Source organism: Polaromonas sp., from assembly GCF_012927455.1.
GTDB lineage: Bacteria > Pseudomonadota > Gammaproteobacteria > Burkholderiales > Burkholderiaceae_C > Polaromonas.
The window spans coordinates 82,182-106,975 of record NZ_JABBPE010000003.1 but is presented as its reverse complement, the minus strand read 5'-3'; the positions used below and the strand labels follow the sequence as shown (position 1 = coordinate 106,975).

Annotated in this window: 24 protein-coding genes; 9 read left to right on the top strand and 15 right to left on the bottom strand. The window is 62.4% G+C overall.

Features of this window, described 5'->3' with window-relative positions; translation table 11 throughout:
* Window positions 1-280: 280 nt before the first annotated feature.
* The 5 genes from HHJ18_RS04835 to HHJ18_RS04815 are packed head-to-tail and all read right to left on the bottom strand — an operon-like array spanning window position 281 to window position 5,426.
* Complete coding sequence (locus HHJ18_RS04835) at window positions 281-1,135, bottom strand: spore coat U domain-containing protein (RefSeq protein WP_296912125.1); 855 nt, start codon at window positions 1,133-1,135, stop codon at window positions 281-283.
* Window positions 1,132-3,642, bottom strand: a complete 2,511-nt coding sequence (locus tag HHJ18_RS04830; RefSeq protein ID WP_296912122.1) for a fimbria/pilus outer membrane usher protein — start codon at window positions 3,640-3,642, stop codon at window positions 1,132-1,134. The genes HHJ18_RS04835 and HHJ18_RS04830 overlap by 4 nt, the downstream gene beginning before the upstream one ends.
* A 50-nt stretch (window positions 3,643-3,692) precedes the next feature.
* The gene (locus HHJ18_RS04825; RefSeq protein WP_296912119.1) at window positions 3,693-4,469 is read right to left on the bottom strand and encodes a fimbria/pilus periplasmic chaperone; all 777 of its coding nucleotides are present in this window, start codon (window positions 4,467-4,469) and stop codon (window positions 3,693-3,695) included.
* A 29-nt stretch (window positions 4,470-4,498) separates the two neighbouring features.
* Window positions 4,499-4,963: a hypothetical protein gene (locus HHJ18_RS04820; RefSeq protein ID WP_296912117.1), complete on the bottom strand. Its 465-nt coding sequence runs from the start codon at window positions 4,961-4,963 to the stop codon at window positions 4,499-4,501.
* Window positions 4,964-4,976: 13 nt separating this feature from the next.
* On the bottom strand, window positions 4,977-5,426 hold the full coding sequence (locus HHJ18_RS04815) for a spore coat protein U domain-containing protein (protein ID WP_296912115.1): 450 nt from the start codon (window positions 5,424-5,426) through the stop codon (window positions 4,977-4,979).
* Window positions 5,427-5,691: 265 nt separating this feature from the next.
* Here HHJ18_RS04815 and htpG point away from each other — a divergent pair, with 265 nt between their 5' ends.
* Window positions 5,692-7,602 carry a molecular chaperone HtpG gene (gene htpG, locus HHJ18_RS04810; RefSeq protein WP_296912113.1) on the top strand — a complete coding sequence of 637 codons (1,911 nt, stop codon included), beginning with the start codon at window positions 5,692-5,694 and terminating at the stop codon, window positions 7,600-7,602.
* A 48-nt stretch (window positions 7,603-7,650) separates the two neighbouring features.
* Here the strand turns inward: htpG and HHJ18_RS04805 are convergent, their stop codons facing one another.
* The 6 genes from HHJ18_RS04805 to HHJ18_RS04780 form a co-directional block, all read right to left on the bottom strand.
* Window positions 7,651-8,352 (bottom strand): substrate-binding domain-containing protein, encoded by a 702-nt coding sequence (locus tag HHJ18_RS04805; RefSeq protein WP_296912110.1) that lies wholly within the window; start codon window positions 8,350-8,352, stop codon window positions 7,651-7,653.
* 79 nt (window positions 8,353-8,431) lie between these two features.
* Window positions 8,432-9,409, bottom strand: a complete 978-nt coding sequence (locus HHJ18_RS04800; protein ID WP_296912108.1) for a tripartite tricarboxylate transporter substrate binding protein — start codon at window positions 9,407-9,409, stop codon at window positions 8,432-8,434.
* Window positions 9,410-9,449: 40 nt separating this feature from the next.
* Window positions 9,450-10,418, bottom strand: a complete 969-nt coding sequence (locus HHJ18_RS04795) for a tripartite tricarboxylate transporter substrate binding protein (protein WP_296912106.1) — start codon at window positions 10,416-10,418, stop codon at window positions 9,450-9,452.
* Window positions 10,419-10,547: 129 nt separating this feature from the next.
* Entirely contained in the window at window positions 10,548-11,609 is a 1,062-nt protein-coding gene (locus HHJ18_RS04790) for a serine/threonine protein kinase (protein ID WP_296912104.1), read from the bottom strand.
* A gap of 249 nt (window positions 11,610-11,858) precedes the next feature.
* A complete protein-coding gene (locus tag HHJ18_RS04785) occupies window positions 11,859-12,278 on the bottom strand; it encodes an organic hydroperoxide resistance protein (protein WP_296912102.1) in 420 nt (139 codons plus the stop codon).
* A gap of 80 nt (window positions 12,279-12,358) precedes the next feature.
* Entirely contained in the window at window positions 12,359-12,814 is a 456-nt protein-coding gene (locus HHJ18_RS04780) for a MarR family transcriptional regulator (RefSeq protein WP_296912100.1), read from the bottom strand.
* A 124-nt stretch (window positions 12,815-12,938) separates the two neighbouring features.
* Between HHJ18_RS04780 and HHJ18_RS04775 the strand changes: the two genes are divergently transcribed.
* The 6 genes from HHJ18_RS04775 (at window position 12,939) to HHJ18_RS04750 (ending at window position 17,847) form a co-directional block, all read left to right on the top strand.
* On the top strand, window positions 12,939-13,895 hold the full coding sequence (locus HHJ18_RS04775) for an SAM-dependent methyltransferase (RefSeq protein WP_296912098.1): 957 nt from the start codon (window positions 12,939-12,941) through the stop codon (window positions 13,893-13,895).
* 50 nt (window positions 13,896-13,945) lie between these two features.
* Window positions 13,946-14,659 carry a protocatechuate 3,4-dioxygenase subunit beta gene (gene pcaH, locus HHJ18_RS04770; protein WP_296912096.1) on the top strand — a complete coding sequence of 238 codons (714 nt, stop codon included), beginning with the start codon at window positions 13,946-13,948 and terminating at the stop codon, window positions 14,657-14,659.
* A gap of 19 nt (window positions 14,660-14,678) precedes the next feature.
* Window positions 14,679-15,269: a protocatechuate 3,4-dioxygenase subunit alpha gene (pcaG, locus tag HHJ18_RS04765; RefSeq protein WP_296912093.1), complete on the top strand. Its 591-nt coding sequence runs from the start codon at window positions 14,679-14,681 to the stop codon at window positions 15,267-15,269.
* A gap of 350 nt (window positions 15,270-15,619) precedes the next feature.
* On the top strand, window positions 15,620-15,991 hold the full coding sequence (locus HHJ18_RS04760; RefSeq protein ID WP_296912091.1) for a nuclear transport factor 2 family protein: 372 nt from the start codon (window positions 15,620-15,622) through the stop codon (window positions 15,989-15,991).
* Between the two features lie 198 nt (window positions 15,992-16,189).
* A complete protein-coding gene (locus tag HHJ18_RS04755) occupies window positions 16,190-16,852 on the top strand; it encodes a hypothetical protein (protein WP_296912090.1) in 663 nt (220 codons plus the stop codon).
* 419 nt (window positions 16,853-17,271) lie between these two features.
* On the top strand, window positions 17,272-17,847 hold the full coding sequence (locus HHJ18_RS04750) for a hypothetical protein (RefSeq protein WP_296912088.1): 576 nt from the start codon (window positions 17,272-17,274) through the stop codon (window positions 17,845-17,847).
* A 151-nt stretch (window positions 17,848-17,998) separates the two neighbouring features.
* Here the strand turns inward: HHJ18_RS04750 and HHJ18_RS04745 are convergent, their stop codons facing one another.
* Together HHJ18_RS04745 and HHJ18_RS04740 are read right to left on the bottom strand one after the other, a co-directional pair.
* On the bottom strand, window positions 17,999-18,850 hold the full coding sequence (locus HHJ18_RS04745) for an ABC transporter permease (RefSeq protein WP_296912085.1): 852 nt from the start codon (window positions 18,848-18,850) through the stop codon (window positions 17,999-18,001).
* Entirely contained in the window at window positions 18,847-19,794 is a 948-nt protein-coding gene (locus HHJ18_RS04740; protein WP_296912083.1) for an ATP-binding cassette domain-containing protein, read from the bottom strand. Before HHJ18_RS04740 ends, HHJ18_RS04745 begins: the two co-directional genes overlap by 4 nt.
* Before the next feature lie 130 nt (window positions 19,795-19,924).
* Here HHJ18_RS04740 and purT point away from each other — a divergent pair, with 130 nt between their 5' ends.
* Both purT and HHJ18_RS04730 read left to right on the top strand, forming a co-directional pair.
* Window positions 19,925-21,151, top strand: coding sequence for a formate-dependent phosphoribosylglycinamide formyltransferase (purT, locus tag HHJ18_RS04735; RefSeq protein WP_296912081.1), 1,227 nt, complete (start codon window positions 19,925-19,927; stop codon window positions 21,149-21,151).
* 53 nt (window positions 21,152-21,204) lie between these two features.
* A complete protein-coding gene (locus tag HHJ18_RS04730) occupies window positions 21,205-22,347 on the top strand; it encodes a mechanosensitive ion channel domain-containing protein (protein WP_296912077.1) in 1,143 nt (380 codons plus the stop codon).
* 6 nt (window positions 22,348-22,353) lie between these two features.
* Here the strand turns inward: HHJ18_RS04730 and HHJ18_RS04725 are convergent, their stop codons facing one another.
* Complete coding sequence (locus HHJ18_RS04725; RefSeq protein WP_296912075.1) at window positions 22,354-23,313, bottom strand: cation diffusion facilitator family transporter; 960 nt, start codon at window positions 23,311-23,313, stop codon at window positions 22,354-22,356.
* Between the two features lie 81 nt (window positions 23,314-23,394).
* Window positions 23,395-24,717, bottom strand: a complete 1,323-nt coding sequence (locus HHJ18_RS04720) for a hypothetical protein (protein ID WP_296912073.1) — start codon at window positions 24,715-24,717, stop codon at window positions 23,395-23,397.
* Window positions 24,718-24,794 lie beyond the last annotated feature (77 nt).

Genomic DNA, 24,794 nt, shown 5'->3' with positions numbered 1-24,794 from the left:
CATATGGGGCGGGCGTAACATGCTACTGAAATAGTAGCAAAAACGGCCGACTGACACAGCCTTATGAATGTCCGCACGAGCAGTGAGCCTGCCATCGCCGCCGCACTGCGGGCGCGACTGGGGGATCAGGGGAGCAGGCCAGGATGCGTAGAGACGGGCCATGATGGCGATCTGCCGGACAGTGCACTGGTCCGGCATCACGACCCGCTCGCCGCCTTGCGTTTGCGCCAGGAAACCAGTGGATTGCGGAATGGCCGGGTAGATATTCTTCCGGTTTCCGTCAAAAGGACAGGGTCAGTGTCCGTGAGTCTGTTGCTGAACAGGTAGGGCTGGCACAGCTACCTGCCTGGTTGGCAACTGCCGTGCCGTTGATGGAGTAGGTCTGGTTCACCCCGTTGCCGGTGCCCGTGGTCACCGGCAGCAGCAGACTATAGTTGATGCCCAGCTGAGTGCCTCCTCCCGCATCCAGGCTTAGGGTATAGGGCAGGCCGCTGGTGCAGCGTGCCGTGAATGTGGTGCTGGCCGTTGCGGCAGCGGTCTGGAAGGAGGCATAGTTGAAAGTCACGCTGCCGGGCGGTGTACTGATAAGGCACGTGGTATTGACGTAGTTCTGCACCGGATAGCTGGCCACTGCCGTAGCTGCGCCGTAGGTGAGAGTCATGGTGACGGTATCGGTGTACACGCCCGCTGGCACATTTTGCAGTGCCGGAATGCGGGTGTAATAGGGCAGTGAAAGTGTGACGGAGGTTCCGGCTCCAAAATTGATGGTGCCGGTAAATGGATTGCTCTGGTCCCAGGTCGTGGTGCGGCCGGCATTCTTATACACATCGTAGTTAAGGGTTTGGCCATTTTGACTGGCACGGTAACTGTTTGACCTGGACCTCAGTCCCTGGTTGGTCGCCAGGGAATAGGTCTGGGTGCTGGCATCCCCGCTGGCACGGGTACAAGTGATGGTTGCGCTGGATACGCTGTCATTGGCTGTGCCCGCAGTCGTGTCATAAAAAGACGTGAACCCGGGTGACGACACGGTGCAGGAAATAACGGCCTGAGCCGGTTGCGCCAGAAGCCAGAAGGCGCAGGCCAACAGCGCAGGCCTGAAGCGCCTCAGGCGCATCATGAAGTGGGACCCTTTCATCGCGTGACTCCTTGGCATGCCACAGGCCCGACCCGGGCAATGTTGTCCAGATTGCCTGGCGGCAGTGTGACTTCGAATTGACAGGCTGCGCCGTTCCATTTCAGACGCAGTGAGTTCTTGGCTTGCAATCCCGTGACAAATGCCTCACCGCGGCGCGCCACAAAGAATTCCTGCTTGTCGCCCATCAGTTCGATCTCGGCCCCGGCAGGTGCCGGCTCGCCGTCGTCCAACACGATTTTGATCAGCGCACCACGGCCGCTGCGCACCGGGAACCTGACGATCACGCCGCTGCGATTGCCCGGCACCACCACCTGCTCGATGCTGTCGAGCTCGGCGCTGATCGGCAGCTCGCTCGGGTCTAGTCGTATGCTGTTGGCCTGGTAGGGCAAGAGGTGGGGTACCAGCGCCTTGCCATCCTGGTTGGTACGCGCCAGCACGCTGCCCTGGAAACCCACGCCCACATCGGCATAGCCCGGCACTTCGACCAGCGCAAAGCTGCCTTGTATCTGGCGCGACGCAAACAGCTGGCTATCGATGGCCACCAGCCCGCCCTGTGCACCCAGGCGCACGGTTTGCTGGGAAGCTGAGGCGTTGAGGTCGGCCGTCACCATGCCTTGCGTGCCGCCGTAGTAGAGGCCGCCTTCGGCATAGTTTTGCCCGCTGCGCTCGCCCGCCAGCACGCGCCAACCCAGGCCGGTGTCGCCGCTCAGACCCTGGTTGGCGCTGACGTAGCCGTCGGTCTGGCCGCCGCGGCGCGACAGGCTGCTGGAAATCGCCAGCTGGCGCTCGAGCGGAACCAGCAGGTTCACGCCGACTGAAGTGCCGCCGCCGTTGCCGCCGGCGAGGCCGCTGACCCGGACCACGGTTAAGGACAGCGAGCTGCGCTCACCCAGCCGGATCGAATAGTTGGCGCTGTAAGTGCTAAACGCGCTCTGGCCATAGTTGTTGACGCGGGCGTAGCCCAGGCCGACGGCGCCGAAATGCTCGGACGAATAGGTGTAGCTGCCTGAGAGCTGACGCTGGAAGGCGGGCGAATTGGCATCCTGCCCGATCTGCCGGTAGCCGGGCGACGCACCCTGGCTGCGCAGCGTGAAACCATGACGCAGGCTGGAGTGTTCCAGGCCCATCAGCCACTGGCTTCCGCGTCCGGCGCTGTCGTCGCGGCTGAAGGCAGCGGCAATCTGGCCCAACATATTAAAGGGCAAGGCCCGAACCAGGCCCAGGCCTGCGCCACGGGTGTCGCGCCCGAGCTCACCGCGCGCCTCCAGTGTCAGGGTTTTGTCGAAGCCGTAGCGCCACAGGCCGGACGTAAAGCGTTGGCCGTAGTCCGCGTTGCTGAGGCCGAGGTTTTTGCGAACCGCGCCCGCCTCGGCGCTCCAGTCACTCAGGCCCTGCTCCAGCAATTCGCTGTGGCTGAAAAAATCCTGCACCAGCACGGTCTCCCGGCCGAGCACGTCGCGCACCACCAGCCGGGCCTGGCCGCTGCCGGTGAGCAGCGGCAAGTTGTCGATGGCAAACGGGCCGGTCGGCACCTGCGAGGTTTGCCGCAAAGCATCATTGATATACAGCTCCACCGTACTGGGTGCGCTGGAAAGGCCGGTGACCACCGGCAGCGGCTGGGCAATAAAGCCCGGGCTCAAGCTGAAGTTGCGGCTGAGCTGCACACCGCCAAAATAAACGGAGCGCCCCCAGGCGCCGCTGCGTGTGCTGCTGTCGCCAAGGCGCAGCGTCAGGTTGTCGTCGGGCCGGTCGCGCGTGAAAGCGGTTTCTAGGCGTCGCACATTGCGCGGCGTCAGCGGATCGTGGCTGGTGAGATTGTGTGCCACGTGGCTACTGGTCAGCACGCCCCAGCCGTTGGAGACACCTAGCTCCACCAGGGCGCCCAGTTCCTGGATGGACCCCACGCCCCGCAGCGCGCTGCGGGTGTAGCTGATGTCGTAGTTGGCGAACGCGCCCAGGCTGGGGGAGGTCAGCGTGGGACGCTCGGACACCGGCTGGGCCAGGCGCGTGGCGGCAAAGGCCTGTGGCTGGAAGTTGAGGTCAAGCGACTGGTTGGCGAAGTTGAACTGCGCATCAAAGCCCGGCACTGCGGACAAGGGGTACCACGGCTGGCCCTGGTGCACCAGCGGTTCGGCAGCGGGCCGGCGGTTGACGCGCCATTCGTCAAATGCGTCGGCCGGAGCATACAACGCTCCGTCGCGCTCCAGCAGAACCCAGTTGCCGGCCTGCACCCCGTTGACCGTGATTTCCAGCGGCAGCAGGCGCGTTGGGGTCGGGATGCTTTGAATCGGCGGAGGAACTGCAGCGGGTGTGCTGGAACCCAAAGCGCGCGAGAGTTTCAATGCGGATGCTGCAGGCGGTGGGGAGGTTGGGGAAGGTGCCGCCGCAGGCTCGGCAGCTATCAGCGGCCCAGCGGCGGCCATCATCGCCCAGCCCCAGCTCATCCGTATCAGGGCGCAGGGCTTTGGCAGAAGGAGAAGGAGCGGGAAGGTGGTGCGATCTCGCATGGCTGGAGGAGTAGACCGACGGAGCAAGCACCTGGCAACAGGCACGGGTTTTAGGGAATCATTACGTCAAAGGTCTGCGACTTTCCATCGTCGAAGCTCACGTTCAGCTGTGCGGCACCCGGCGCGATGGCTTGCTCGGCCTTGGCGCTCATCACCCGGCGCGCTCCGGGCAGGATATAGCTGCCGCCCTCGAATCTGGCTAGCATCTGCGCGCCGCGCATGACCAGAATTTCACGCACCTGCGCATACGCCGTGCCGCTGTTGCTGCAGCTGACATTCAGGGTGTCAGTCAGGGCTTGTGCAGTGGCGGGGGACGCCTGGCAGCTCATCTCGCGTTTGGCCGCCGGGGGAGTGATGAATACCGGCATGGACATGGCCAGTGCAATCGGTACCTGTATGGTTTTGTCTCTGGAGGTCACCGCTTCGGGGACTTCCCGCATGATCAGGCGGTAAATCAGCTGCCGGCTGGCATCGGCTGGCTTGAGCAATGCCAGCCGCACGACCTGACGGGCCTTGGGCGCCAGCTTGATGATGGGCGGCGAGAGAATCAGATCTTCCGTCGGGCTTTGCTGGTCGGTGCCATCGGCTTGCTGGCTCCAGGCGTTCAGGTCAGCCTGCAACACCACATCGGTGTCGCCTTCGTTGGTGATGGTCACGGCGATGGCCCGGTCCCGTGGCGTCATGTAAATGCGCACGGGCGTCACCGAGAAAACGCCGGCCCATGCCGGCGCCCCGGTGAGTAGGCCGGTTGCTAACAAAATGATAGCGACCGGAGTCGGCAGAAAGGGCGTTGAGGCGAACTTGAACATGTTGAGGAAGAGATTCATGGCGCCGAGCTTAGCAGCCGCTGGGGCACTTAAAAACTTACCAGCATCTCCAGCGGCCCGTCGGCGCCGCTGGCGTTGTAGATAGGTAACACGGTGACGGTACCCGCGCCGATATGGGTTGCGCTGTTGCCGCCCAGCGCGCTGACCATCTTCCCGGCAAAGCCCGGGTCGAGGTAGTAGCGCAATGCCGCACCATGCGTCGCAAAAAAGGCCTTGCCCGGCAGCGGCGTGATGGCGACAAACTGCTCTTCCCCGCACACTACACGCACCAGCGCGTTGGCTTGCTCGCTAAGCGCTTCACTGATACACACCTGCGACCAGCCCCCCGATAAGCGGATGCCCGCTGCGGCGCTTGACGCAGGTGCCGCAACAGCGCCCGGCTTATTCAGGATGATGTTGACATCAAGAAAGACCGATCCCGTTCCGGCTGATGCCGGAGCGGCCCAGCTTCCCAAGGCGCAGCTGAACGCCAGCAGTAATGCGGGGGCGCGCACGGTGCTTGCCTGCTTAGTAGGTGACAGTCAGGATGCGTTGCTTGTTGGCGCTGGCACCGTTGGTACAGGTCGCCGTCGCGCAGGTGCCTACCTGACCGAGCGCCATGGTGCCGGTGACGGTGATGAGTTGATTCACGCCGGTGCCTGCTGCGGTCGCGCCGCTTAGTGCCAGGGTGTATGCCAGATTGGTGGCAGCGTCTGTTACTGAAGCCAGGTCGAGCGACAGTGCGAACGGGAGCGTGTTCGTGCACTTGACGTTGAAAGTGGTGGAACCTGATGCGGCACCGGCCTGGAAGGAGGTGTAGTTGAAGGTCAGGTCGGCTGGGGTCGTGAGCAGGCAAGCTGAAGTCAGGTTGATCAACACGTTGAAGTTGGCGGGGACGGCGGCGGCATGTGCGGGTGCGGTCAAGAGGCCGGACAAGGCCAGCATGCTCAAGGCGACGATGGAAAGAAGCTTTTTCATGGGGAATCTCCGGTTGGAAATAAAATAGAGAGAAAACGGATTGCTGCTGAAAGCAACCTTAATGTAACTAAACACTACAAATAGTCGATATATTTACTTGTTAAAACATTTAAAAAATAGGTAATTTTTCACAAATAACCGTTGAAGTTATTGGATTTAAAGAGAAAACAGACTGACGTAACCAGTTGAAAGCATTGCCGGAAGTAGCTTCGCTCTCGGACTTTTCATTCGAACATGTAACAAAAAAACACATTTTCATTAAATCATGCAAAAACAAACCCTTTCCTTTCAGGCCGAAGTCGCCCAGCTGCTCAAGCTGGTCACGCATTCGCTTTACTCCAATCCAGACATCTTTTTGCGCGAGTTGATCTCCAACGCCTCGGACGCTTGCGACAAGCTGCGTTTTGAAGCGCTCAACGATGCGTCGCTGCAGGATGGCGATGCCGAGCTCAAGGTGCGCGTGAGTTTTGATAAGACGGCCCGAACTTTGACCATCACCGACAACGGCATCGGCCTGTCGCAGCAAGAGGCGATTGAGCATCTCGGCACGATTGCCAAGAGCGGCACGCGCGACTTCATGGCCAAGCTGTCGGGTGACCAGCAAAACGACGCGCAGCTGATCGGCCAGTTCGGCGTCGGCTTTTATTCGGGCTTTATCGTCGCTGACAAGATCACCGTGGAAAGCCGCCGCGCCGGCCTGCCTGCTGCACAGGGCGTGCGCTGGGTGAGCGAGGGCACGGGAGAGTTCGAAGTCAGCGAGAGCCAGCGTGCCGAGCGTGGCACCAGCGTCATCCTGCACCTGAAAGACGACGCCAACGACTACCTGAACGCCTGGAAGCTCAAGGGCATCATCAACAAATACTCTGACCATATCTCGCTGCCGATCCTGATGCCCAAGGAAGAATGGAAGGACGGCGAAGAAATTCCGAATGACCCCTCTGGTGGTCGCCAGCCGGGCGAGATGGTCGCCACCGGCGAGTGGGAAACCGTCAACCAGGCGGCGGCGCTTTGGACGCGGCCCAAAAAAGACATCACACAGGAACACTACGACGAGTTTTACAAGCAAATCAGTTATGACAGCCAAGCGCCGCTGGCCACTACGCACAACCGCGTGGAAGGATCGACCGAGTACACCCAGCTGCTGTTTATCCCCGCCAAGGCGCCCATGGACATGTTCAACCGCGACAAGGCCGCCGGCGTAAAGCTGTACGTCAAGCGCGTCTTCATCATGGACGACGCGCAGGCGCTGCTGCCGACGTATCTGCGCTTTGTCAAAGGCGTGGTGGATTCGTCGGACCTGCCGCTCAACGTGTCGCGCGAGCTCTTGCAGGAAAGTCGTGCGGTCAAGGCGATTCGTGAAGGCTGCACCAAGCGCGTGCTGGCCATGATTGAGGACTTGGCCGCCAATGAGGCGGACAAGTTCAAGGCCTTTTATGCCGAATTTGGCGCTGTGCTGAAAGAAGGCCTGGGTGAAGATTTCGCCAATCGCGAACGCCTGGCCAAGCTATTGCGTTTTGCCAGTTCCACGACTGACACCACCAGCGTGAGCTTTGCCGACTACAAGGCGCGCATGAAGGAAGGCCAGGACGCGATTTACTACATCACGGCCGACACGCTGGCTGCCGCCAAAAACAGCCCGCAGTTAGAAATATTCCGCAAAAAGGGCATTGAAGTGCTCTTGATGTCCGACCGCGTCGACGAATGGGCGCTGAACTACCTGCACGAGTTCGACGGCACGCCGCTGCAGTCGGTTTCCAAAGGCGCGGTGGACTTGGGCAAATTGCAGGACGAAGACGAGAAAAAGGCCGCGGAAGAAGCGCAAACCCAGTTCAAGCCCATGCTCGACAAGCTTAAAGAGGTGTTGAAAGACAAGGCCAAAGACGTGCGCGCCACCACGCGCCTGGTCGACTCACCGGCCTGCCTGGTGGTGCAGGACGGCGACATGTCCACGCAGCTGGCCCGCATGCTCAAGCAGGCCGGCCAACCAGCGCCTGAAGTCAAGCCGATTCTGGAAATCAATGCGCAGCACCCGCTGGTCAAAAAACTCGAAGGCAGCGATCACTTTGACGATCTGGCGCACATTCTGTTTGACCAGGCGCTGCTGGCCGAAGGCGGCATGCCCGATGATCCTGCCGCCTATGTGCGGCGCGTCAATCAGCTGCTGGAAAAAGCCTGACGGGGCCATGACGGCGTCGCCGTGCTGGCGGCGCTTTTTTAAAGCGGGTTAGTCAAACCCGCAGACGCGACGCAACGCGGCGGCGTCCGCGCTGGCCAGCAACGCAATCAACTCTCGCGCCGCCTGCGGCTGGGTGGCGCGCGTGCACAGCGCTGCGGTGTAGACGGTGGCGAGCTCAAACTCCTTGGGCAGCGGTGCGATCAGTTGCACGCCCGGCGTGTTCAATATCTCCGTAATCTGGGTGCAGCCCAGCAGCCCGGGCTCCTTTTCTGCCGCCTCCGCCAGCGCTCTCATGGCTGTAGCACCGTTCGGAAACGGACGCAGCCGGCCGGCCAGCTCGGTGTCCAGGCCCAATTGCTTGAGCACGCGCATGAAATGAATGCCGGCTGTGGCCTTGAGCGGATCGGGAAAGTAAATGCCGCGCGCCGATTGCAACGCGGCTTTGAGCGCGGCCGGGCTGCCCACATCAGGCGCTGGCTCGCCGGCCCTGACTGCGACGCCGGTCTTCACCACGCCCAGCGCCTGAGCGCTGCCCGCAACGAGTTCGCCGCTGACAGTGAGCTGGCCGATCAAAGCTTCAGTGAGGATGAGCACGTCGCAGGGCGCGCCCGCAAGCAGGCTGTCTTTCATCATGCCGACAGCGCCAAAACTGGCGTCAATCCCGCAGCCCGATTTCGCCTCGAAGCGGTCTTCGAGCTGGGTGACCAACCCTTGGGCTGCGCCACCGCTGAGCAAATGAAGGAGTTTCATGGTGTCTGATAAGTGAAGTGGTTCGTGACGTGAGTGCTGATACGGCAAAAAGCCAGGGATCAAAGGCGTAGGCAGGATTTCAGTCGACCTTGATATTGGCGGTCTTGATCACGCGTGCCCATTTGGCAATGTCGTCACGCACGTACTTGTCAAACAGCTCGGGCGTCATGACCAGAGGCACGGCGCCCTGCTTGCCCCAGAGTTGTTTGATCTCGGGCTGGCCAACAATTTTGGAGACTGCATCGTTGAGCTTGTCGACCACCGCCTTGGGCGTTGCGCGCGGGGCCATCAAACCCAGCCAGATGGTGGCTTCATAGCCCGGCACGCCCGCTTCGTTCAGCGTGGGCACATCCGGCAGCACCTCGGAGCGGGTCTTGCCGGTGGTGCCCAGCGCCTTGACCTTGCCAGCCTTCACCTGTTCGGCCATGGTCGTGACCGCGTCAAACATCACGTCGACCTGGCCGCCTATCACGTCGGTGCGCGCGCCGCTACTTCCGCGGTAGGGGATGTGCACCAGGTAAACGCCCGCCATGCTTTTAAATAGCTCGCCCGCCATATGGTAGGGCGTTCCCGGACCGGATGAGGCGTAGTTGAGCTTGCCCGGGCTGGCCTTGGCCTGGCTTATCAGGTCTTTCAGGGTAGACGCCGGCAAGGCCGGGTTGGCAACCAGCACCAAATCGGAGTAGTTGAGTGGCGCAATCGCTACAAAGTCGCGCATCAATTGAAACGGCTTGTTCGGAATCAGCGATTCGTTGACGGTGTGTGCATTGGACATGAGCAGCAAGGTGTAGCCGTCGGGCGCCGCCTTTGCCACCGCGTCGGTGCCAATCACCGAGCCCGCGCCCGGCCGGTTGTCCACCACGAAGGACTGCCCCAGCGCCTCCTGCAGGCGCTGCGCCATGAAACGCGCGTACACATCGGCCGGGCCGCCCGCTGCAAAGGGCACGATCACCCGCACCGGCTTGCCGGGGTAGCTCTGAGCCAGCGCGGGCGCGGCCGCTAGCGATGACATCAGGCCGATGAGCAACACCAGTGAACGAAGGAAACCACGTTGCATAAAGTTCTTCGATGGCAAGGGGGTGACGGGCTCGGAGGGCCTACTCCACCTTCCCGATGCGTTTAACGACATCGGCCATTCGTCTGGCATCGGCCTGCACATACTTTTCAAATTCGGAGCTGTCCTGGTACAGCACCGGGCTGCCAGCGCCCAGAATGACTTCTTTGACACGGGCGTCTTGCGCCGCGGCCTTGGCGGCTGCGCGCAGGCGCTGCGCAATCGGTTCTGGCGTGGCCTGCGGAATAAACAGGCCTGACCACTGCGCGTACTCGGCATTGAAGCCGGCGTCTTTCAGGCTGGGCACTTCGGGCAGCGCGGCCAGCGGGCCAATGCCCCAGTGCGCCAGCACGCGCAACTTGCCAGCCTTGACCTGCTGCAGCACGGTGGCCGGCCCCGACGACACCGCATCGATCTGGCCACCGAGTAGCGCCACCACGGCCGGGCCGGCGCCGGTGAACGGAATGTGCGTCATCTTCACCCCGGCGTTTTGCGCCAGAATTTCCATAGGCACATGCATGGTGCCGTAGTTACCTGACGAGCCGTAGTTGATGGCGCCGGGGCGTTTTTTTGCGTCGTCAATGAACTGCTGCACGGTTTTCCAGGGCGCGTCGGCGCGTACCGCCAGCACCGTGGGGTCGGCTGTGAAGCGTGCCACTGGCCTGAGATCAGGCAAAGCAAACATGGCAGGCCGGCCCAGCAAAACGTCGGCCTCCGGAAATACGGTCAAGGACGACAGCGCCAGCAAAATGGTGTAGCCATCGGCTTTGGCCTTGGCGGCCAGCCCCATGCCAATGCCGCCGCCGGCGCCCGCTTTGTTTTCAATCACCACCGGTTGCCCGAGATCGCGCGACATCGCTTCGGCCACCGGGCGGGCCACCAGGTCAGCCAGGCCACCCGGTGGAAAGGGCACGATCATGGTGATGGGTTTGCTGGGCCAGGCGCCTTGTGCGGTGCACCAGCTGGTCGCGAAAATGAGCAGGCTGGCCAGCAGCAGCGAGCGACGAATCATGCGTGTCTCCTTGTGGTCCGGCGGCCACCGTAGCTTGGGGCTCTGCCGGTCAGAACATGCTAACGGTTCCTGTCGCTTTGGCCGTCATCGCAATCCCTAGCTGCAGCAAGGCCGCCGCTCCAAAGCCGGCTATGCCACCAGTGGCGCGTCCTGCATGGCCTCAAGCTGTTCTTCCAGCATGTCAACCTGGCCCTTCCAGTAGTCGCTGGAGCCAAACCAGGGAAAGTTGATGGGAAAAATCGGGTCGTGCCAGCGCTGCGCCAGCCAGGCGCTGTAATGCACCAGGCGCAAGGTGCGCAGCGGCTCGATCAGCGCCAGTTCGCGCCGGTCAAAGGCGCGAAACTCTTCATAGCCGTCCACCAGCGCGCCCAATTGCCGCGTGCACTGCGCGCGGTCACCCGACAGCAGCATCCACAAGTCCTGCACGGCCGGCCCGCTGCGGGCGTCGTCCAGGTCGACAAAATGCGGGCCGGCGCCCGGCATGCCTTCGGGCGTCCACAAAATGTTGCCAGGGTGGCAGTCGCCGTGCAGACGCAGGCTGCGCACACCGCCCTCCGGATCGGCAACGCTTTCAAAAACGGTCTGCGCCACCACCATTACCTCTTCAAACGCCTTGCGCCAACGCGACTCCATGTCCAGCGGCAAATAACCGCCGGCCAGCAAAATGTCGCGTGAGGCGAGGCCGAAGGTTTGCAGGTTCAGCGCAGGACGGTGCGTGAAAGGCTGGGCACTGCCCACGGTGTGGATGCGCGCCAGAAAGCGGCCAATCCATTCCAGCACTTCCGGGTTGTCGAGTTCCGGGCGGCGCCCGCCCCGACTTGGCGAAACACTGAAACTGAAACCCTTGAAGTGATTCAGCGTCTGACCGTTCAGCACAAGCGCGCCCACCACCGGAATTTCGGCCGCCATCAGCTCGGCGGCAAACGCATGTTCTTCGATTATCTGGGCATCACTCCAGCGGTCCGGCCGGTAGAACTTGACGACCACGATGTCGCCGGCCAACTCGGCATCGCCGGCCGGGCTGTCCAGATGGACCTGATAGACCCGGTTTTCGTAGCTAGACAGCGCCATCAGCCGGCCATCGCCCAGCAAACCGACGCTGGCCAGTGCGTCCAGCACCACGTCGGGGGTCAGGCTTTCATAAGCGTGGACGGCGTCGCGCGCCGGAGCTGCCTTGTTGTGTTCAGTCATACCCCAATTGTCGACCCAGAAGTGCCCCGTAGCGCATCAGGGTCTGACTACACGCCGCCAGCGGCTGACCGGGCTGATCCGGTCTGCAATGGCTTTGCAGCCTATTTAAGAGATGAAATATGCTTCTAGCCCAATAGGTACGGGCGCAGGCAGCTATTAAAACAGTAGCAACTGGCGGCACATCGGATGCGCCACCAGTTGTAATGCCGGGCCGCCCGGAGTGAAGTCCCCTGCGCGGCGGCCCATCAATTACTTGAGCGTGATCGCCACGTCGATATTGCCGCGCGTGGCGTTGGAATAAGGGCAGACCTGGTGGGCTGCGTCCACCAGCGCCTGGGCGGCTGCGGGCTCCATGCCGGGCAGGGTGACTTCAAGGCGAACGGCAATGCCATAGCCATTGGAAATCTTGCCCAGGTCGACGCTGGCGTCAACGCTGGTGCCTTCGGGTACGGTGATTTTTTGCGTGCCCGCCACTGCCTTGATGGCGCCAATGAAGCAGGCCGAGTAACCGGCGGCAAACAACTGCTCGGGGTTGGTGCCGGTGCCCGCGGTGCCGGGCGAGCTCAGGGTGACGGCGAGGCGGCCGTCGTCGGTTTTGGACTGGCCGTCGCGCCCGCCGGTGGTGTGGGCATGGGCGGTGTAAAGCACTTTGTCGAGTTTCGTGGTCATGGTGTTGCCTTTGAAAAATGCCTTGGGATGAAGGCGGGGGTTGAAAAATCAAAAAAATTGAGCCGGCAGCAGGCGCGAAGTCATGACGCAAGCAGTCGTTGGCGCAAGTCCTGCACCCGGCTGGTCAGCGCCATCAATTCGGGAAGGGAGCATTCGGTGGCGCTGATGATGCAGCCCGGAATTTTTGCGGCCTGGGCCTTGAGCTGACGCCCGGCGGCGGTCAGCGTGATGTGAACGCGGCGTTCGTCTTGCACGGCGCGCAAGCGCGTGATCAGCCCGGCCGCTTCAAGGCGCTTGAGCAAGGGCGTCAGCGTGCCCGAATCCAGAAAAAGCCGATTGCCGAGTTCCGACACCATCAGGCCGTCCTGCTGCCACAGCGCCAGCATGGCCAGGTACTGCGGATAGGTCAGTCCGAGTTCAGCGAGCAGTGGCTTGTAGATCCGCGTCATGGCCAGCGACGCCGAATACAGCGCAAAGCAGAGCTGGTGGTCCAGCTGCAGCATGTGGTCGGCGTTGTCTATTTTGTTGTTATGCATAGATTAATTATATCGTGCAAGTAAATTGTGTGCAATGTAAATGCAAAAAAGCGAACAGGTGAGGTGCTGCGGCTTCGCGGCCATGGCCCAAGTGGGGGGGGGGGCACACTAAACTAGGAGGGCCATGTCAAACCCCCGTCCCCCACACACCAGCACCCCACGCCCCGGCAAGCCGTCCCGCCAAACAAGCGGCCGGACCACGGCGCCGCCTCAAGTCATTGAAGAGCTTCGCCCCGGCCAATCGATAGAACTGCTGAAGGAATTGCACATCCTGACACGCGAGGGCAAGCTCAACCAGGACACCCGGCGCAAGCTCAAGCAAGTCTTGCACCTCTACCAGTTCATCGCGCCGCTGCTCGAGCAGGTTTCCGCTGCTGACGGCGATTTCACGCTGGCCGACCACGGCGCTGGCAAGTCCTACCTCGGCTTTATCCTGTACGACCTGTTTTTCAACGTGGCGCACTCCGGCCAAAAGACCGCTGGCCATATTTACGGCATTGAAAGCCGCGCCGAGCTGGTCGACAAGTCGCGTGCGCTGGCGACGCGCCTGGGCTTTGCCCGCATGTCGTTTTTAAACCTGTCGGTGCAGCAGTCCACGGTCTCGTCCGAACTGCCAGAGCGCATCGACATCGTGACGGCCCTGCATGCCTGCGACACCGCCACCGACGACGCGATTGCTTTTGGCCTGGCCAAGCAGGCGCGCCATATGGTGCTGGTGCCGTGCTGCCAGGCTGAAGTGGCCGGCGTGCTGAAAAGAAGCAAGGCTCTTGCGCTGGTCAAAACCCCGTTGGCCGAACTTTGGCGCCATCCGCTGCACGCGCGCGAGTTTGGCAGCCAGATCACCAACGTGCTGCGCTGCCTGCAGCTTGAAGCCAGCGGCTACCAGGTCACGGTGACCGAACTGGTGGGCTGGGAGCATTCGATGAAAAATGAACTGATTCTGGCCAGCCGCCCGGCCCCATCGCAGTCTGGGCAGTCCGGCCAGTCCAACAAAACCCGTGCGGCGCAGGCGCGCTTGCAGCAGCTGCTGCAAGAGCTCGGCCTGGCTGCGCTGGAAACCCGTTTTGCCGTGCTGCCCTAGCCTTTTTTGACACCACCGATCACCGTTGCTGACGACTATTGGAGACCTTGATGAACCCAGACCCTGAAGCCAGCGCCCTGGCCCCGCGCGACTGGGCCAGCCATTCGCCGCTGATTTCCCCGGGCTACAAATCAACCCTGCTGCGCGGCCCGACCCAGGCCTTGCTGCCCATCCAGCAAGCGCTGGCGCAGCTTCATGCGCCGGTTTACGGCGCTGCGCAACTCGGCCCGCTGGACCATGACCTGACCAAAAACGCCATCAAAAATGGCGAGCCGCTGGGCGAGCGCATCATTGTCTGTGGCCGCGTCAGCGATGAAGACGGCCGCCCCGTGCGTCACACGTTGGTCGAGGTGTGGCAGGCCAATGCCGCTGGTCGTTACGTGCACCGGGCGGACCAGCACCAGGCGCCGCTGGACCCGAACTTCGCTGGCGCGGGCCGCTGCCTGACCGACGAGCAGGGCCGCTACAGTTTCACGAGCATCCAGCCCGGCGCCTATCCCTGGGGCAATCACCCCAACGCCTGGCGGCCCAGGCACATTCACTTTTCCCTGTTCGGCGACTACTTTGCCAGCCGGCTGGTGACGCAGATGTATTTCCCCGGCGACCCGCTGCTCGCCCATGACCCGATCTACCAGGGCGTGCCTCCAGGGACGCGCGAGCTGATGGTCGCCCACTTCAGCCTGGACGTGACCGAGCCCGACTTCGCGCTCGGCTACGTATTTGACATCGTGCTGCGCGGCCCGCAGGGCACGCGTTTTGAGTAGTGAATAAGGGCCCGCCATCATGCGCAAACTCCTGCAAACCCCCTCGCAAACGGTCGGCCCTTACTTTGCCTACGGCCTCACGCCGGCGCAGTACGGTTACGACCTCAAGAGCCTGTTCAGCCCGCTGCTGGCCCAGCCGCAGGCCGCCGGCGAACACATCCGCATCACCGGGCAGGTGTTTGACGGCGCCGGTCAGCCGGTGGGCGACGCGCTGCTTGAAATCAGCCAGCCCGACGCCAGCGGCCAGCCCGTCACGTCCGTGGCCGATGCGCAGGCCAAGGGCTTCAGCGGCTTTGGCCGCTGCGGCACCGGCACGCTGGCGCACAACTGTTTTGCCTTCGACACCGTCAAGCCCGGCGTCGCCGCGCCCGGCCAGGCTCCGTTCATTAACGTCTGCCTGACCATGCGCGGCCTGCTGGTGCACACCTTCACACGGATTTACTTTGACGATGAAGCCGAAGCCAACGCTGCGGATGCGGTGCTGACCAGCGTACCGGCCGGGCGGCGCGCCACCCTGATGGCCAGGCGTGAGATAACCGGGGCTGGGCCGGTGTATCGCTTTGACATTCACATGCAGGGTGATAAGGAAACGGTTTTCTTTGATCTGTGAGCGCTGGAGGGCGCAGGACTGGGTTGGACTTATTTTCCAGGTGTTTTAAGCCTATAGCCCATACGTAACGGGCGTTAATAGCTATCAAATTAATAGCATTTCGGGGCTTGCTCGCAGCCCTGGCCAGCCATGCCTTGGCACCGGTCGGTGCAGTGCAAGCGGCAAGGCCGGGAACTAAAACCTCGATCGTGAGTAGAAGTAATCGTCGTTAAGGTCTGTACCCGAAGCTTGCGGCCAGGCCGCCGGCGTTTCAACATCGTGCAGCAGGTGCGTGCGCAAAGACGGCGCGCCGCTTGACGTGCGCCGGGCAGCGCAGCAGGTGTCAACAATACCGACTCAAAGGAAATCACATGAACACGATGGAGATTGCGAACAAGATGGTGGCGCTTTGCCGGGAAGGCAAAAACCACGAGGCGCTGGAGACACTTTTTGCCGACGACATGGTGAGCGTGGAAGCCGCGGCCATGCCGGGCATGGAGCAGGAGGCCAAAGGCCTGGCGGCGGTCAAAGCTAAGGGCCAATGGTGGAGGGACAACCACGAGGTGCATTCCGCCGTGGTGACGGGCCCGTGGCCGCATGGAGACCGCTTTGTCGTGGGCTTCCAGTACGACGTCACCAACAAGCCCTCGGGTAAGCGGATGAAGCTGGACGAGGTCGGTCTTTACACAGTGCGCGACGGCAAGATAGCGCGCGAGGAGTTTTTCTACGACACCGGGATGTAGCTGATCGGCAAATTGCCCCGCCGGCGCGGAGCCAACGGAATCCACGGAGCGCGAGATCGATCGCAGCATTGGCCTGAGCCGGGCCGGCGCGGCGAGCGCGGGCGCCCGAGGGATACCCGGTTGAATCTGATCGGCACTCAGGGTATCGTGCAATGGCATTTCAACCCCCTGAAAACCAACCCGCTCGAGGAGACAGCCATGCAATCACAAATCAAACACGCTCTTTTGGCTTCGGTCTGCGCACTGGCCGCTTGCGCGCCGATGTCCACGACCTCGCAGAGCCCGATGAGCTTTTTCTTGACCAGCGCCAACCCGGGCCAGGGCGCCGACCTCGGCGGCCTGGCCGGCGCCGATGCCTATTGCCAGAAGCTTGCCACCTCAGCCGGTTCCAGCGCCAAGAACTGGCGCGCCTACCTCAGCAGCACGGCCAGCGGCGCGGCCGCGGCCGTCAATGCGCGCGACCGCATTGGCCGCGGCCCGTGGCAAAACGCCAAGGGCGTGGTAGTGGCCAGCAGCGTCGATGACCTGCACGGGCCCGACAACAAACTCAGCAAGCAGAACTCGCTGACGGAAAAAGGCGAGGTCATCAGTGGCCGCGGCGACACGGTCAATATGCACGACATCCTGACCGGCTCCAGCGCCGATGGCCGCGTCGACACTTCAGCCGCCGACACCACCTGCGGCAACTGGACCAAGAGCGGAGAAGGCTCGGCCATGGTCGGCCACCACGACCGTATCGGGCTGAACGAGTCTGCCCCGATGAAATCGTGGAACGCCTCGCACGCCACGCGCGGCTGCGGCATGGAAGCGCTCAAATCTACCGGTGGCAGCGGGCTGCTGTACTGCTTTGCCGCCAATTGAGCAGCTGCAGCATCCGCTTGCTGTGCTTTTGCTCCCTGTGCGCTGCCGTTAACTTCTTTTAATGGTTTTTTAGGCCGCTAGCCAATGTAATACGGGCGTGAGTAGCTATGAAAATAGTAGCGCTGTGAATGCCTGTCGCCACCCGCTGCCACGCGTGGTTGGCGCCGGATTGCGCCCGCGGGCTGACACGAAGCTGGAAGTTTTCAGATGTAAATGTGGCGCAAAAAGGAAACGTCCCTTGGTGATTTGAATGCATTCATAAATACTGCTGGATGGCGCTAGCTTTGACAGGAAACGGCGTTCTGAAATGGCGCTGGGTCACTTTGCGTAGCGTTCGCGCAGCTTGTTAGCCGGGGTCTGGCGAGCTGTTTCTCATGGGCTTGTGGCAAAACCCCAAAACTAAACACAAGGAGATCGTTATGGATCGTCGCAAGGTTTCCACCGGTTTGATATGGGGTGTCGCTGCGTTGGGGCTGGCTCCGCACCGCTCATGGGCTCAAGGAAGCACGAAGGAAAAGCTTCAAGGCTTTGTAGACCGTGTTCAGGAGCATGTCCACGACATTGACAACGACCGTGCCAGCGTGACGGTGTCGTTCGGCGCCGGGCTCAACACCGCGCAGCCGGGCAACGCGGCCAATCACCACATCCTGCCGCGTGAGATCAAGGTGAACAAGGCTGGTGTGGTGAATTTCGTTGTTGCCGGCTTTCACCAGATCATTGTTTTTGCGCCGGGTGTGGTGCTGGGGCAAATCGTGGTGCCGCCCGCCGGTCTGTTTCTCTATGAGCCGGCGCCGCCCAGCGCGCTGCCGGTTCATTACCTCGGCATTCGCACGACAGGCGGTCCACCTCCGGGCATCGCTCCAACCTCGGACCCCTCCAACTCGCCAAACCGGGTGGAGTCGGTGTCTTTCGCCAATCCCGGAAGCTATCTGGTGATTTGCAACGTGCGTCCGCACTTCATCGACGGCATGTGGGCGACGATCAAGGTGAGTTGAAGGCTGCGCGGGTGCGCTGAGCTGCCTAGAGGTGGCGTGAGCCGGTCCTTTGCTATTAATTAGATAGCTGCTTGCGCCCGTCCTGATTGGGCTACAGGCATTATTTGTCGGTAAATCGGGTTATGGGCGCTCGTTGCGGCTCAATTGCCGATCAACTCCGAAAACGCTTGCGCGTCAGCGCCAGCGCCAGCCAGAAACCAATCACCGCATAGGCCAGCAGGACGGCCATATGCTGCGCCGCATGCGCTGGCCACTGGCCCAGAAACAGCGGGCGTATCAGCTCCACCGCAGCCGTTAGCGGCAACCAGTCGGAAATCACCCGCATCACGCCGGGCAGCTGATCGCGCGGAAAGAACACGCCACTCAAAAACATCGTGGGCGTCAGGAACAGTGAGAAGTAGTAAGTGAAAAAATCGTAGCCCTTGGCCAGTGCGTTAAAGATCAGCGCAATGCTGGAGAACACGATGCCGACCAGCCCGAGCAGCGGCCAGGCCAGCAGCAGCATGGGGCTGTGGCTGATGCCCAGCACCAGCATCACGCCCAGAATCACCGTGGTGGTGAACAGCGCCTTGAACGCGGCCCAGAGCATTTCGGCCAGCACCACGTCGTCAAGCCGCACCGGCGCGTTCATGATGCCGTCCCAGGTGCGCTGCACATGCATGCGTGAAAAGGCCGAGTACAGCGCCTCGAAGGATGCGGCATTCATGGCGCTCATGCAGATCGCGCCGCTGGCCAGAAACAGGATGTAGGGCACGGCCGCGCCGTCAAGCTGAACCTGTCCGACCAGCGCGCCCAGCCCGTAGCCAAAGGCCACCAGCGTGATCAGCGGCTCGGCGATGTTGCCAACCAGGCTGGGAATGGCAAGCTTGCGCCAGACCAGCAGGTTGCGGCGAAAGACGGGCAACCAGCGCCAGCTCAGTTGCGGCGCCCTGAACAGGTCGCGCCAGGGCGTGGGGGTAGGTAAGGGGGATAGCGGGGCCGGTGGGGGTAGGGCAGACATCATGCATCCTCTCGTATCTGTCGGCCTGTCAGCTTCAAGAACAGGTCTTCCAGGTTGGCAGGGCGGTGCAGCGTGCGCAGCTGCGGGTACGCCGTCAGTGCGTCCAGCAGCCGCTTGGCATTTTGCGTGTAGAAAAATACCGTCTCACCGCTGACTTCGGTGCGCGCAGCCAGCGCTTTCAGCGGCGAATCGGCGAGCGCCAGTGCGCCCGCGCCATAGACCTCGACCACATCGGGCTCCAGGTTGTCGGCAATCAGCTGGCGCGGCGCGCCTTCGGTCATTTTCTTGCCGTGGTCCAGCACCAGCAGTCGGTTGCACAGGCGTTCGGCCTCGTCCATGAAATGGGTCGTCAGCAAAATCGATTTGCCCTGCTGCACCAGCCGCTGCAGCCGCTCCCACATCAGATGCCGCGCCTGCGGGTCCAGCCCGGTGGTCGGTTCGTCGAGCAGCAGCAATTGCGGGTCATTGACCAGCGCGCGCGCCAGGCTCAGACGCCGTTTCATGCCGCCAGAAAGCTCGCTGAGCTTGGCGTCGGCCTTGTGCGTGAGCGCGGCAAACTCCAGCAGCTTGGGGATGCGCGCCTTGATGACCGCGTCTTTCAGGCCAAAATAGCGGCCAAACACCAGCAGGTTTTCGGCGCAGGAAAAATCCGGATCCAGGCTGTCAAACTGGCTGACGATGCCGAGGCGCTCCTTGATGGCCAGCGCATCGTGCGGCATCTGCAAGCCGAAGGCCGTGATGCGGCCGGCGTCGGGCGCCGTCAAGCCCAGGCACATGCGGATGGTGGTGGTTTTGCCGGCGCCGTTCGGGCCAATCACGCCCAGGCATTCACCGGGTGCGATGTCGAAGGAAAGATCGTTGACGACGGTGGTCGTGCCGTAGCGTTTGCTCAGGGACTGAACCGAGAAAATCGGTGAGGTGGCGACTGAAGAGGCAGCTGAAGTCATCGCCGCATTGTCCCCGGACTTTTCGGGCGGCCGGCAAGCCAATTTCTCAGACCCCGGACAAGTTGCGGTAAATTGCAGCGTTCGGCAGCTGTTTTGCCGCGTCTCTTTTCAAACTACTTCTCTGGCCCTTATGCCCACCATCGGAACCCCTTTGTCCCCCCACGCCACCAAAGTCATGCTGCTAGGCGCCGGCGAGCTTGGCAAGGAAGTGCTGATTGCGCTGCAGCGCCTGGGCGTAGAAACGATTGCCGTAGACCGTTACGAGCACGCGCCCGGCCAGCAGGTGGCGCACCATGCGCGCACCATCACCATGAGCGACCCGGCGCAATTGAAGGCGCTGATTGAAAAAGAAAAGCCCGATCTGGTGGTGCCTGAAATTGAAGCGATTGCCACGGCTATGCTGGAACAACTCGAAGCGGCCGGCAGCGTGCGCGTGATCCCGACGGCGCGCGCCGCGCGCCTGACCATGGACCGCGAAGGCATCCGGCGGTTGGCGGCCGAAACGCTGGACCTGCCGACCAGCCCCTATGTGTTTTGCGACTCCGCGCAAGAGCTGCAAGCCGCCATCGACACCAAGATCGGCTACCCCTGCGTCGTCAAGCCGGTCATGAGTTCGTCGGGCAAGGGCCAGAGCAAAATTTCCGGTTTGTCCGATGTGCAAGCCGCCTGGGACCACGCCATGGCGGGCGGGCGCGTGGCCGGTGGCCGCGTGATTGTTGAAGGCTTTATTGATTTTGACTACGAGATCACGCAGCTCACAGTGCGCGCTCTGGGGGCCGATGGCCAGGTTGAAACGCATTTTTGCGAGCCCATCGGTCATGTCCAGGTCGCTGGCGACTACGTGGAAAGCTGGCAGCCGCACGCCATGCCCGCGGCAGCGCTGCAAAAGAGCCGCGACATCGCCAAGGCCGTGACCGACAACCTGGGCGCTGGTTTTGACGGCAAGCCCTCGGGGCTGGGCGTTTTTGGCGTGGAGTTGTTTGTCAAGGGCGACGCGGTGTGGTTCAGTGAAGTCAGCCCGCGCCCGCACGACACCGGCATGGTGACGATGGCCACGCAGTGGCAAAGCCAGTTTGAGCTGCATGCGCGCGCCATTTTGGGTTTGCCGGTCAATACCGCGCTGAAAAGTCCGGGCGCCAGCGCCGTGATTTATGGTGGCGTTGATGCCCAGGGCATCGTCTTTGACGGCGTGGCCGAGGCGCTGCGCGTGCCGGGCACCGATTTGCGGCTGTTCGGCAAGCCCGAGAGTTTTGTCAAGCGCCGCATGGGCGTGGCGCTGGCCTTTGCCGACGATGTGGAACTGGCGCGTGTCAATGCCAAACTGGCGGCCGCGCTGGTCAGGCCCCGCGCTGCGTGACGGCGAGGCCAAGACCATTGAAGGATTAAAGGATTGCGAAATTGAAAAGGCCCATGAATATTGCTGAGCTGATCTCCTGGGCCGATGACTCGTCGTTGCATATCCTGGTGGCCGCCCTGATCAGCATCCTGCTGGCCTTGCTGGTGCACCGCATCAGTTCGACGATTGTGCTGCGCATGACGCGCACCATGCCGGTGACGGACGTGGTGGCGCGCCATTGCCGGGCGCCGGCCCTGCTGCTGCTGCCGCTGATTGCGCTGCAAGCCGTCTGGCAGGTCGCGCCCAACACCTTTCCGCTGATCGCCGGGGTGCGCCATGCCAACGTGCTGCTGCTGCTGACGACCCTGACCTGGCTGGGCCTGCGTGTGGCGCGCGGCCTGGCGCAAGGCGTTGTCCGCCTGCATCCGGTGGATGTTGAAGACAATCTGCAGGCGCGCCGCATTCACACCCAGACCCGCATGCTGGCCCGCACGGCGATGTTCATCGTGCTGCTGACCGGGCTGGCGCTGATGCTGATGACATTCCCCGAGGCGCGGCAGTTCGGCGCCAGCCTGCTGGCTTCAGCCGGCGTGGTCGGCATTGTGGCCGGTATCGCGGCGCGGCCGGTCTTCAGCAACCTGATCGCCGGGCTACAGATCGCGCTGGCGCAACCGTTTCGCATTGACGACGTGCTGATTATTCAGGGCGAGTGGGGCCGCGTCGAGGAAATCACCGGCACCTATGTGGTGCTGAAAATCTGGGACGAGCGCCGCCTGATCATTCCGCTGCAATGGTTTATTGAAAACCCGTTCCAGAACTGGACCCGCAGCAACGCCCAGATCATCGGCACGGTTTTCGTCTGGGTCGATTACCGCATGCCGCTGGCGCCGCTGCGCGAGGCGGCTCAGCGCGCCTGCGAGGCCGCGCCCGAGTGGGACAAGCGGCTGTGCCTGCTGCAACTGGTTGAAGCCGGTGAGCGCAGCATGCAACTGCGTGTCCTGGTGACCTCGGCCAATTCCAGCTTGAACTGGGACTTGCGCTGCAAGGTGCGCGAGGCGCTGATCGATTTCATGCAGCGCGACTATCCGCAGCATCTACCGCTGATGCGGGCCGAACTGGCTGAAATCAAGGCGGCCATCGCCACGGCGCCACCGCACGGCCTGCAGGGATCGCAGGGATCGCAGGCAGACCCGATCGGTCCGGTCCCTAAAGGCTGAGGCACATCAGCCGATTTCAACAGCAGCAGTGGCCTGTCCGCCCGGCTGCGCGCAGCCTGTGTTGCCACGCAGCGCGCACAGGCGCGCATAGGCCGCAGGTTCGACCTGCAAGGTGACATGCCGGATTTTGAAGTGCTCGTGCAGTTCGTGTTCGGCCTGGTGCAGCACGGCGCCCACATCGGACGTCTGATCGTTCAACACGAGGTGCGCCGTCAGTGCGGTCTGTGAGGTGCCCATGGCCCAGACGTGCAGGTCGTGCACCTCGGCCACCCCGGGTAGGCCCAGCAGCAGCTGGCGCACTGCGGCCAGATCGACGCCCTCGGGCACGCCGTCAAACAGCAGGTGCAGCGACTGCCTGAACAGGCTCCAGGTGCCCAGCACGATCACCACGGCAATCGCCAGGCTCATCACCGGGTCGATCCAGTCCCAGCCCTGCCACAGGTAAAGCGCGCCGCCTATCACCACGCCCAGCGACACCAGTGCGTCGCCCGCCATGTGCAAAAAGGCGCCGCGAATGTTCAGGTCGTCCTTGCGTCCGCGCATAAACAGCAAAGCGGTGGCGGTGTTGATGACGATACCGACAGCGGCTACGCCGATGATGGTCCAGCCCTCGGTGGCCTCCGGCCGGCCCAGGCGACCGAACGCTTCCCAGGCCAGCGAACCCATGGCCACCAGCAGCAGCAAGGCATTGACGAAGGCGGCGAGGATGGACGCGCGCTTCCAGCCGTAGGTGTGGCGCACATCGGGCCGCAGCCTGCCCGCCAGCGCGCCACCCCAGGCCAGCACCAGCCCCGCGACGTCGCTCAGGTTGTGGCCGGCGTCGGCCAGCAGGGCCAGCGAATTGATCTTCCAGCCATAAAAACCTTCAATGAGTACAAAAGCGATGTTCAGCGTAATGCCTATGGCGAAGGCTGTGTTGAATTGGGCGGGGGCATGGGAATGCCCGTGGTCGTGTCCGGCGCTCATTGTGTTTTCCTGGGGGCTTGGCTTGTATTCATCGTTGTGCGTGGCTTGACGGCGTTAGCTTGCCTGCGGCGCATGGCGCCCTCATGCCGGCCCTTCATACACCGGCGCAAAGCCGCCGCCGGGCGTGCGGAAGTTGGTGGTCTGGCCCTGGTAAAGCCTTGCCGCCACCCATTGCACCTGGCCGTCGTAGACATAGTCGCGCAGATCGAACTTCAGCACCTGCGCTGGCGGTTCGCCAGAAATCGTTCGCTCACCGGGCATGACCAGCGCCTGCGCGACATAGTCGCCCGCAAGAATGTCTTGCCAGACGCGCTGCGTCAGCTTGTCGCCACGGTAGGCGGCACGGCCGCCAAAACCGGCAAAGGGCTTGAAGAAAAGGCGCCGGCGTTCGCGCCAAAGCCGCTCGGCGTTCTCCGGTTTGACCACTTCGGTGTGTGGAATGCTGGCCAGCAGCAAGTCCTGGGTGGCCTGCGGCACACCCAGGGCATCAAGTCGGTTCGCATCGCTGAGCAAGGCCAGGTTGCGCTTGTCCGCGTACAGCGCATGCACCTGCGGGTTCGGCGTCAGCACCATGGCGTTGGCCAGGTAGGCCTCGCGCAGCGTGGCGCTGGCAGGGCTCGCCAATGAAAAATCGGTCAGCCGGTTGTAGACCAGGTCGATGGCCAGCTTGCCGTGCCAGAGCAGGCCATCGCGCAAACTGAAATCGGCCGGGCCAGCGATCACCGCCTGCAAGCCGTGGCGCTGGAACAGTTGCTGAAACAGCAGAAACTCGGGGTACAGGTACTGTTGCTCTGGCGCTTCGTCAACAATGGCGATGCTGCGCAGCGGCCCTTCATGACCCGACAGCGACCATTCATTGCGGAACATCGCCACGATGCGTTGTTCCAGCGCATCGGCCCTGGCCGGCGTCGGCACCATTTCGTCGATCGCCGGGCAGCAGGCACGTTGCGCCCGCGCCAGCACGGCATTGAGCATGGCGCCGCCCGCGTTGGTGTTGATCTCTATCAGTCCGAAGCCGTCTTCGGTGACATGAAAATCGTAGCCAAAAAAAACCCCTTTGGCGCCGCCCGGGTCATGCCGCGCGATGGCGGGCGACTGCGCCAACACCTCCTCACGGTAAGCCGGCAGTGCGACGACCGCCTCAATGGACTGCACCAACTGCGCCATGCGCGCCGTGTGGGTTTGCGACACAAACACCGGGCGCGCCGCGAACAGGTACGGGCAGCGCTCGCGTATCAGCTCAAACAGGTCGGGTTGGCCAATTTCCGATTGCAATGCTTGCTGCAGCGCGTCGGCGTCCAGGCTGATGCAAAAACATTTGCTGTTGAGCACCTTGATCAGGGCTGCGTTAGGCGATGCGGCAAGGCCGGCCGCCACTGGGAGGGATGCGACAGGAGAGGTCATTGAAAAATTCCGTCAGTCACCGGGAGTTTGTTGCTGCGCGATGCCAGGGTGCCGCTCCGCTGATTATCATAGTTAGT

Excerpts from the sequence above, each read along its gene's own strand:
- purT (WP_296912081.1), top strand. The coding sequence starts at position 19,925 with ATGCCCACCATCGGAACCCCTTTGTCCCCCCACGCCACCAAAGTCATG.
- HHJ18_RS04720 (WP_296912073.1), bottom strand. The coding sequence starts at position 24,717 with ATGACCTCTCCTGTCGCATCCCTCCCAGTGGCGGCCGGCCTTGCCGCA.
- htpG (WP_296912113.1), top strand. The coding sequence starts at position 5,692 with ATGCAAAAACAAACCCTTTCCTTTCAGGCCGAAGTCGCCCAGCTGCTC.
- pcaH (WP_296912096.1), top strand. The coding sequence starts at position 13,946 with ATGAACCCAGACCCTGAAGCCAGCGCCCTGGCCCCGCGCGACTGGGCC.
- HHJ18_RS04745 (WP_296912085.1), bottom strand. The coding sequence starts at position 18,850 with ATGATGTCTGCCCTACCCCCACCGGCCCCGCTATCCCCCTTACCTACC.
- HHJ18_RS04750 (WP_296912088.1), top strand. The coding sequence starts at position 17,272 with ATGGATCGTCGCAAGGTTTCCACCGGTTTGATATGGGGTGTCGCTGCG.
- HHJ18_RS04780 (WP_296912100.1), bottom strand. The coding sequence starts at position 12,814 with ATGCATAACAACAAAATAGACAACGCCGACCACATGCTGCAGCTGGAC.
- HHJ18_RS04790 (WP_296912104.1), bottom strand. The coding sequence starts at position 11,609 with ATGACTGAACACAACAAGGCAGCTCCGGCGCGCGACGCCGTCCACGCT.
- HHJ18_RS04800 (WP_296912108.1), bottom strand. The coding sequence starts at position 9,409 with ATGCAACGTGGTTTCCTTCGTTCACTGGTGTTGCTCATCGGCCTGATG.
- HHJ18_RS04825 (WP_296912119.1), bottom strand. The coding sequence starts at position 4,469 with ATGAATCTCTTCCTCAACATGTTCAAGTTCGCCTCAACGCCCTTTCTG.
- HHJ18_RS04805 (WP_296912110.1), bottom strand. The coding sequence starts at position 8,352 with ATGAAACTCCTTCATTTGCTCAGCGGTGGCGCAGCCCAAGGGTTGGTC.
- HHJ18_RS04740 (WP_296912083.1), bottom strand. The coding sequence starts at position 19,794 with ATGACTTCAGCTGCCTCTTCAGTCGCCACCTCACCGATTTTCTCGGTT.
- HHJ18_RS04830 (WP_296912122.1), bottom strand. The coding sequence starts at position 3,642 with ATGCGAGATCGCACCACCTTCCCGCTCCTTCTCCTTCTGCCAAAGCCC.
- HHJ18_RS04775 (WP_296912098.1), top strand. The coding sequence starts at position 12,939 with ATGTCAAACCCCCGTCCCCCACACACCAGCACCCCACGCCCCGGCAAG.
- HHJ18_RS04835 (WP_296912125.1), bottom strand. The coding sequence starts at position 1,135 with ATGAAAGGGTCCCACTTCATGATGCGCCTGAGGCGCTTCAGGCCTGCG.
- HHJ18_RS04760 (WP_296912091.1), top strand. The coding sequence starts at position 15,620 with ATGAACACGATGGAGATTGCGAACAAGATGGTGGCGCTTTGCCGGGAA.
- HHJ18_RS04730 (WP_296912077.1), top strand. The coding sequence starts at position 21,205 with ATGAATATTGCTGAGCTGATCTCCTGGGCCGATGACTCGTCGTTGCAT.
- HHJ18_RS04725 (WP_296912075.1), bottom strand. The coding sequence starts at position 23,313 with ATGAGCGCCGGACACGACCACGGGCATTCCCATGCCCCCGCCCAATTC.
- HHJ18_RS04755 (WP_296912090.1), top strand. The coding sequence starts at position 16,190 with ATGCAATCACAAATCAAACACGCTCTTTTGGCTTCGGTCTGCGCACTG.
- HHJ18_RS04785 (WP_296912102.1), bottom strand. The coding sequence starts at position 12,278 with ATGACCACGAAACTCGACAAAGTGCTTTACACCGCCCATGCCCACACC.
- pcaG (WP_296912093.1), top strand. The coding sequence starts at position 14,679 with ATGCGCAAACTCCTGCAAACCCCCTCGCAAACGGTCGGCCCTTACTTT.
- HHJ18_RS04815 (WP_296912115.1), bottom strand. The coding sequence starts at position 5,426 with ATGAAAAAGCTTCTTTCCATCGTCGCCTTGAGCATGCTGGCCTTGTCC.
- HHJ18_RS04795 (WP_296912106.1), bottom strand. The coding sequence starts at position 10,418 with ATGATTCGTCGCTCGCTGCTGCTGGCCAGCCTGCTCATTTTCGCGACC.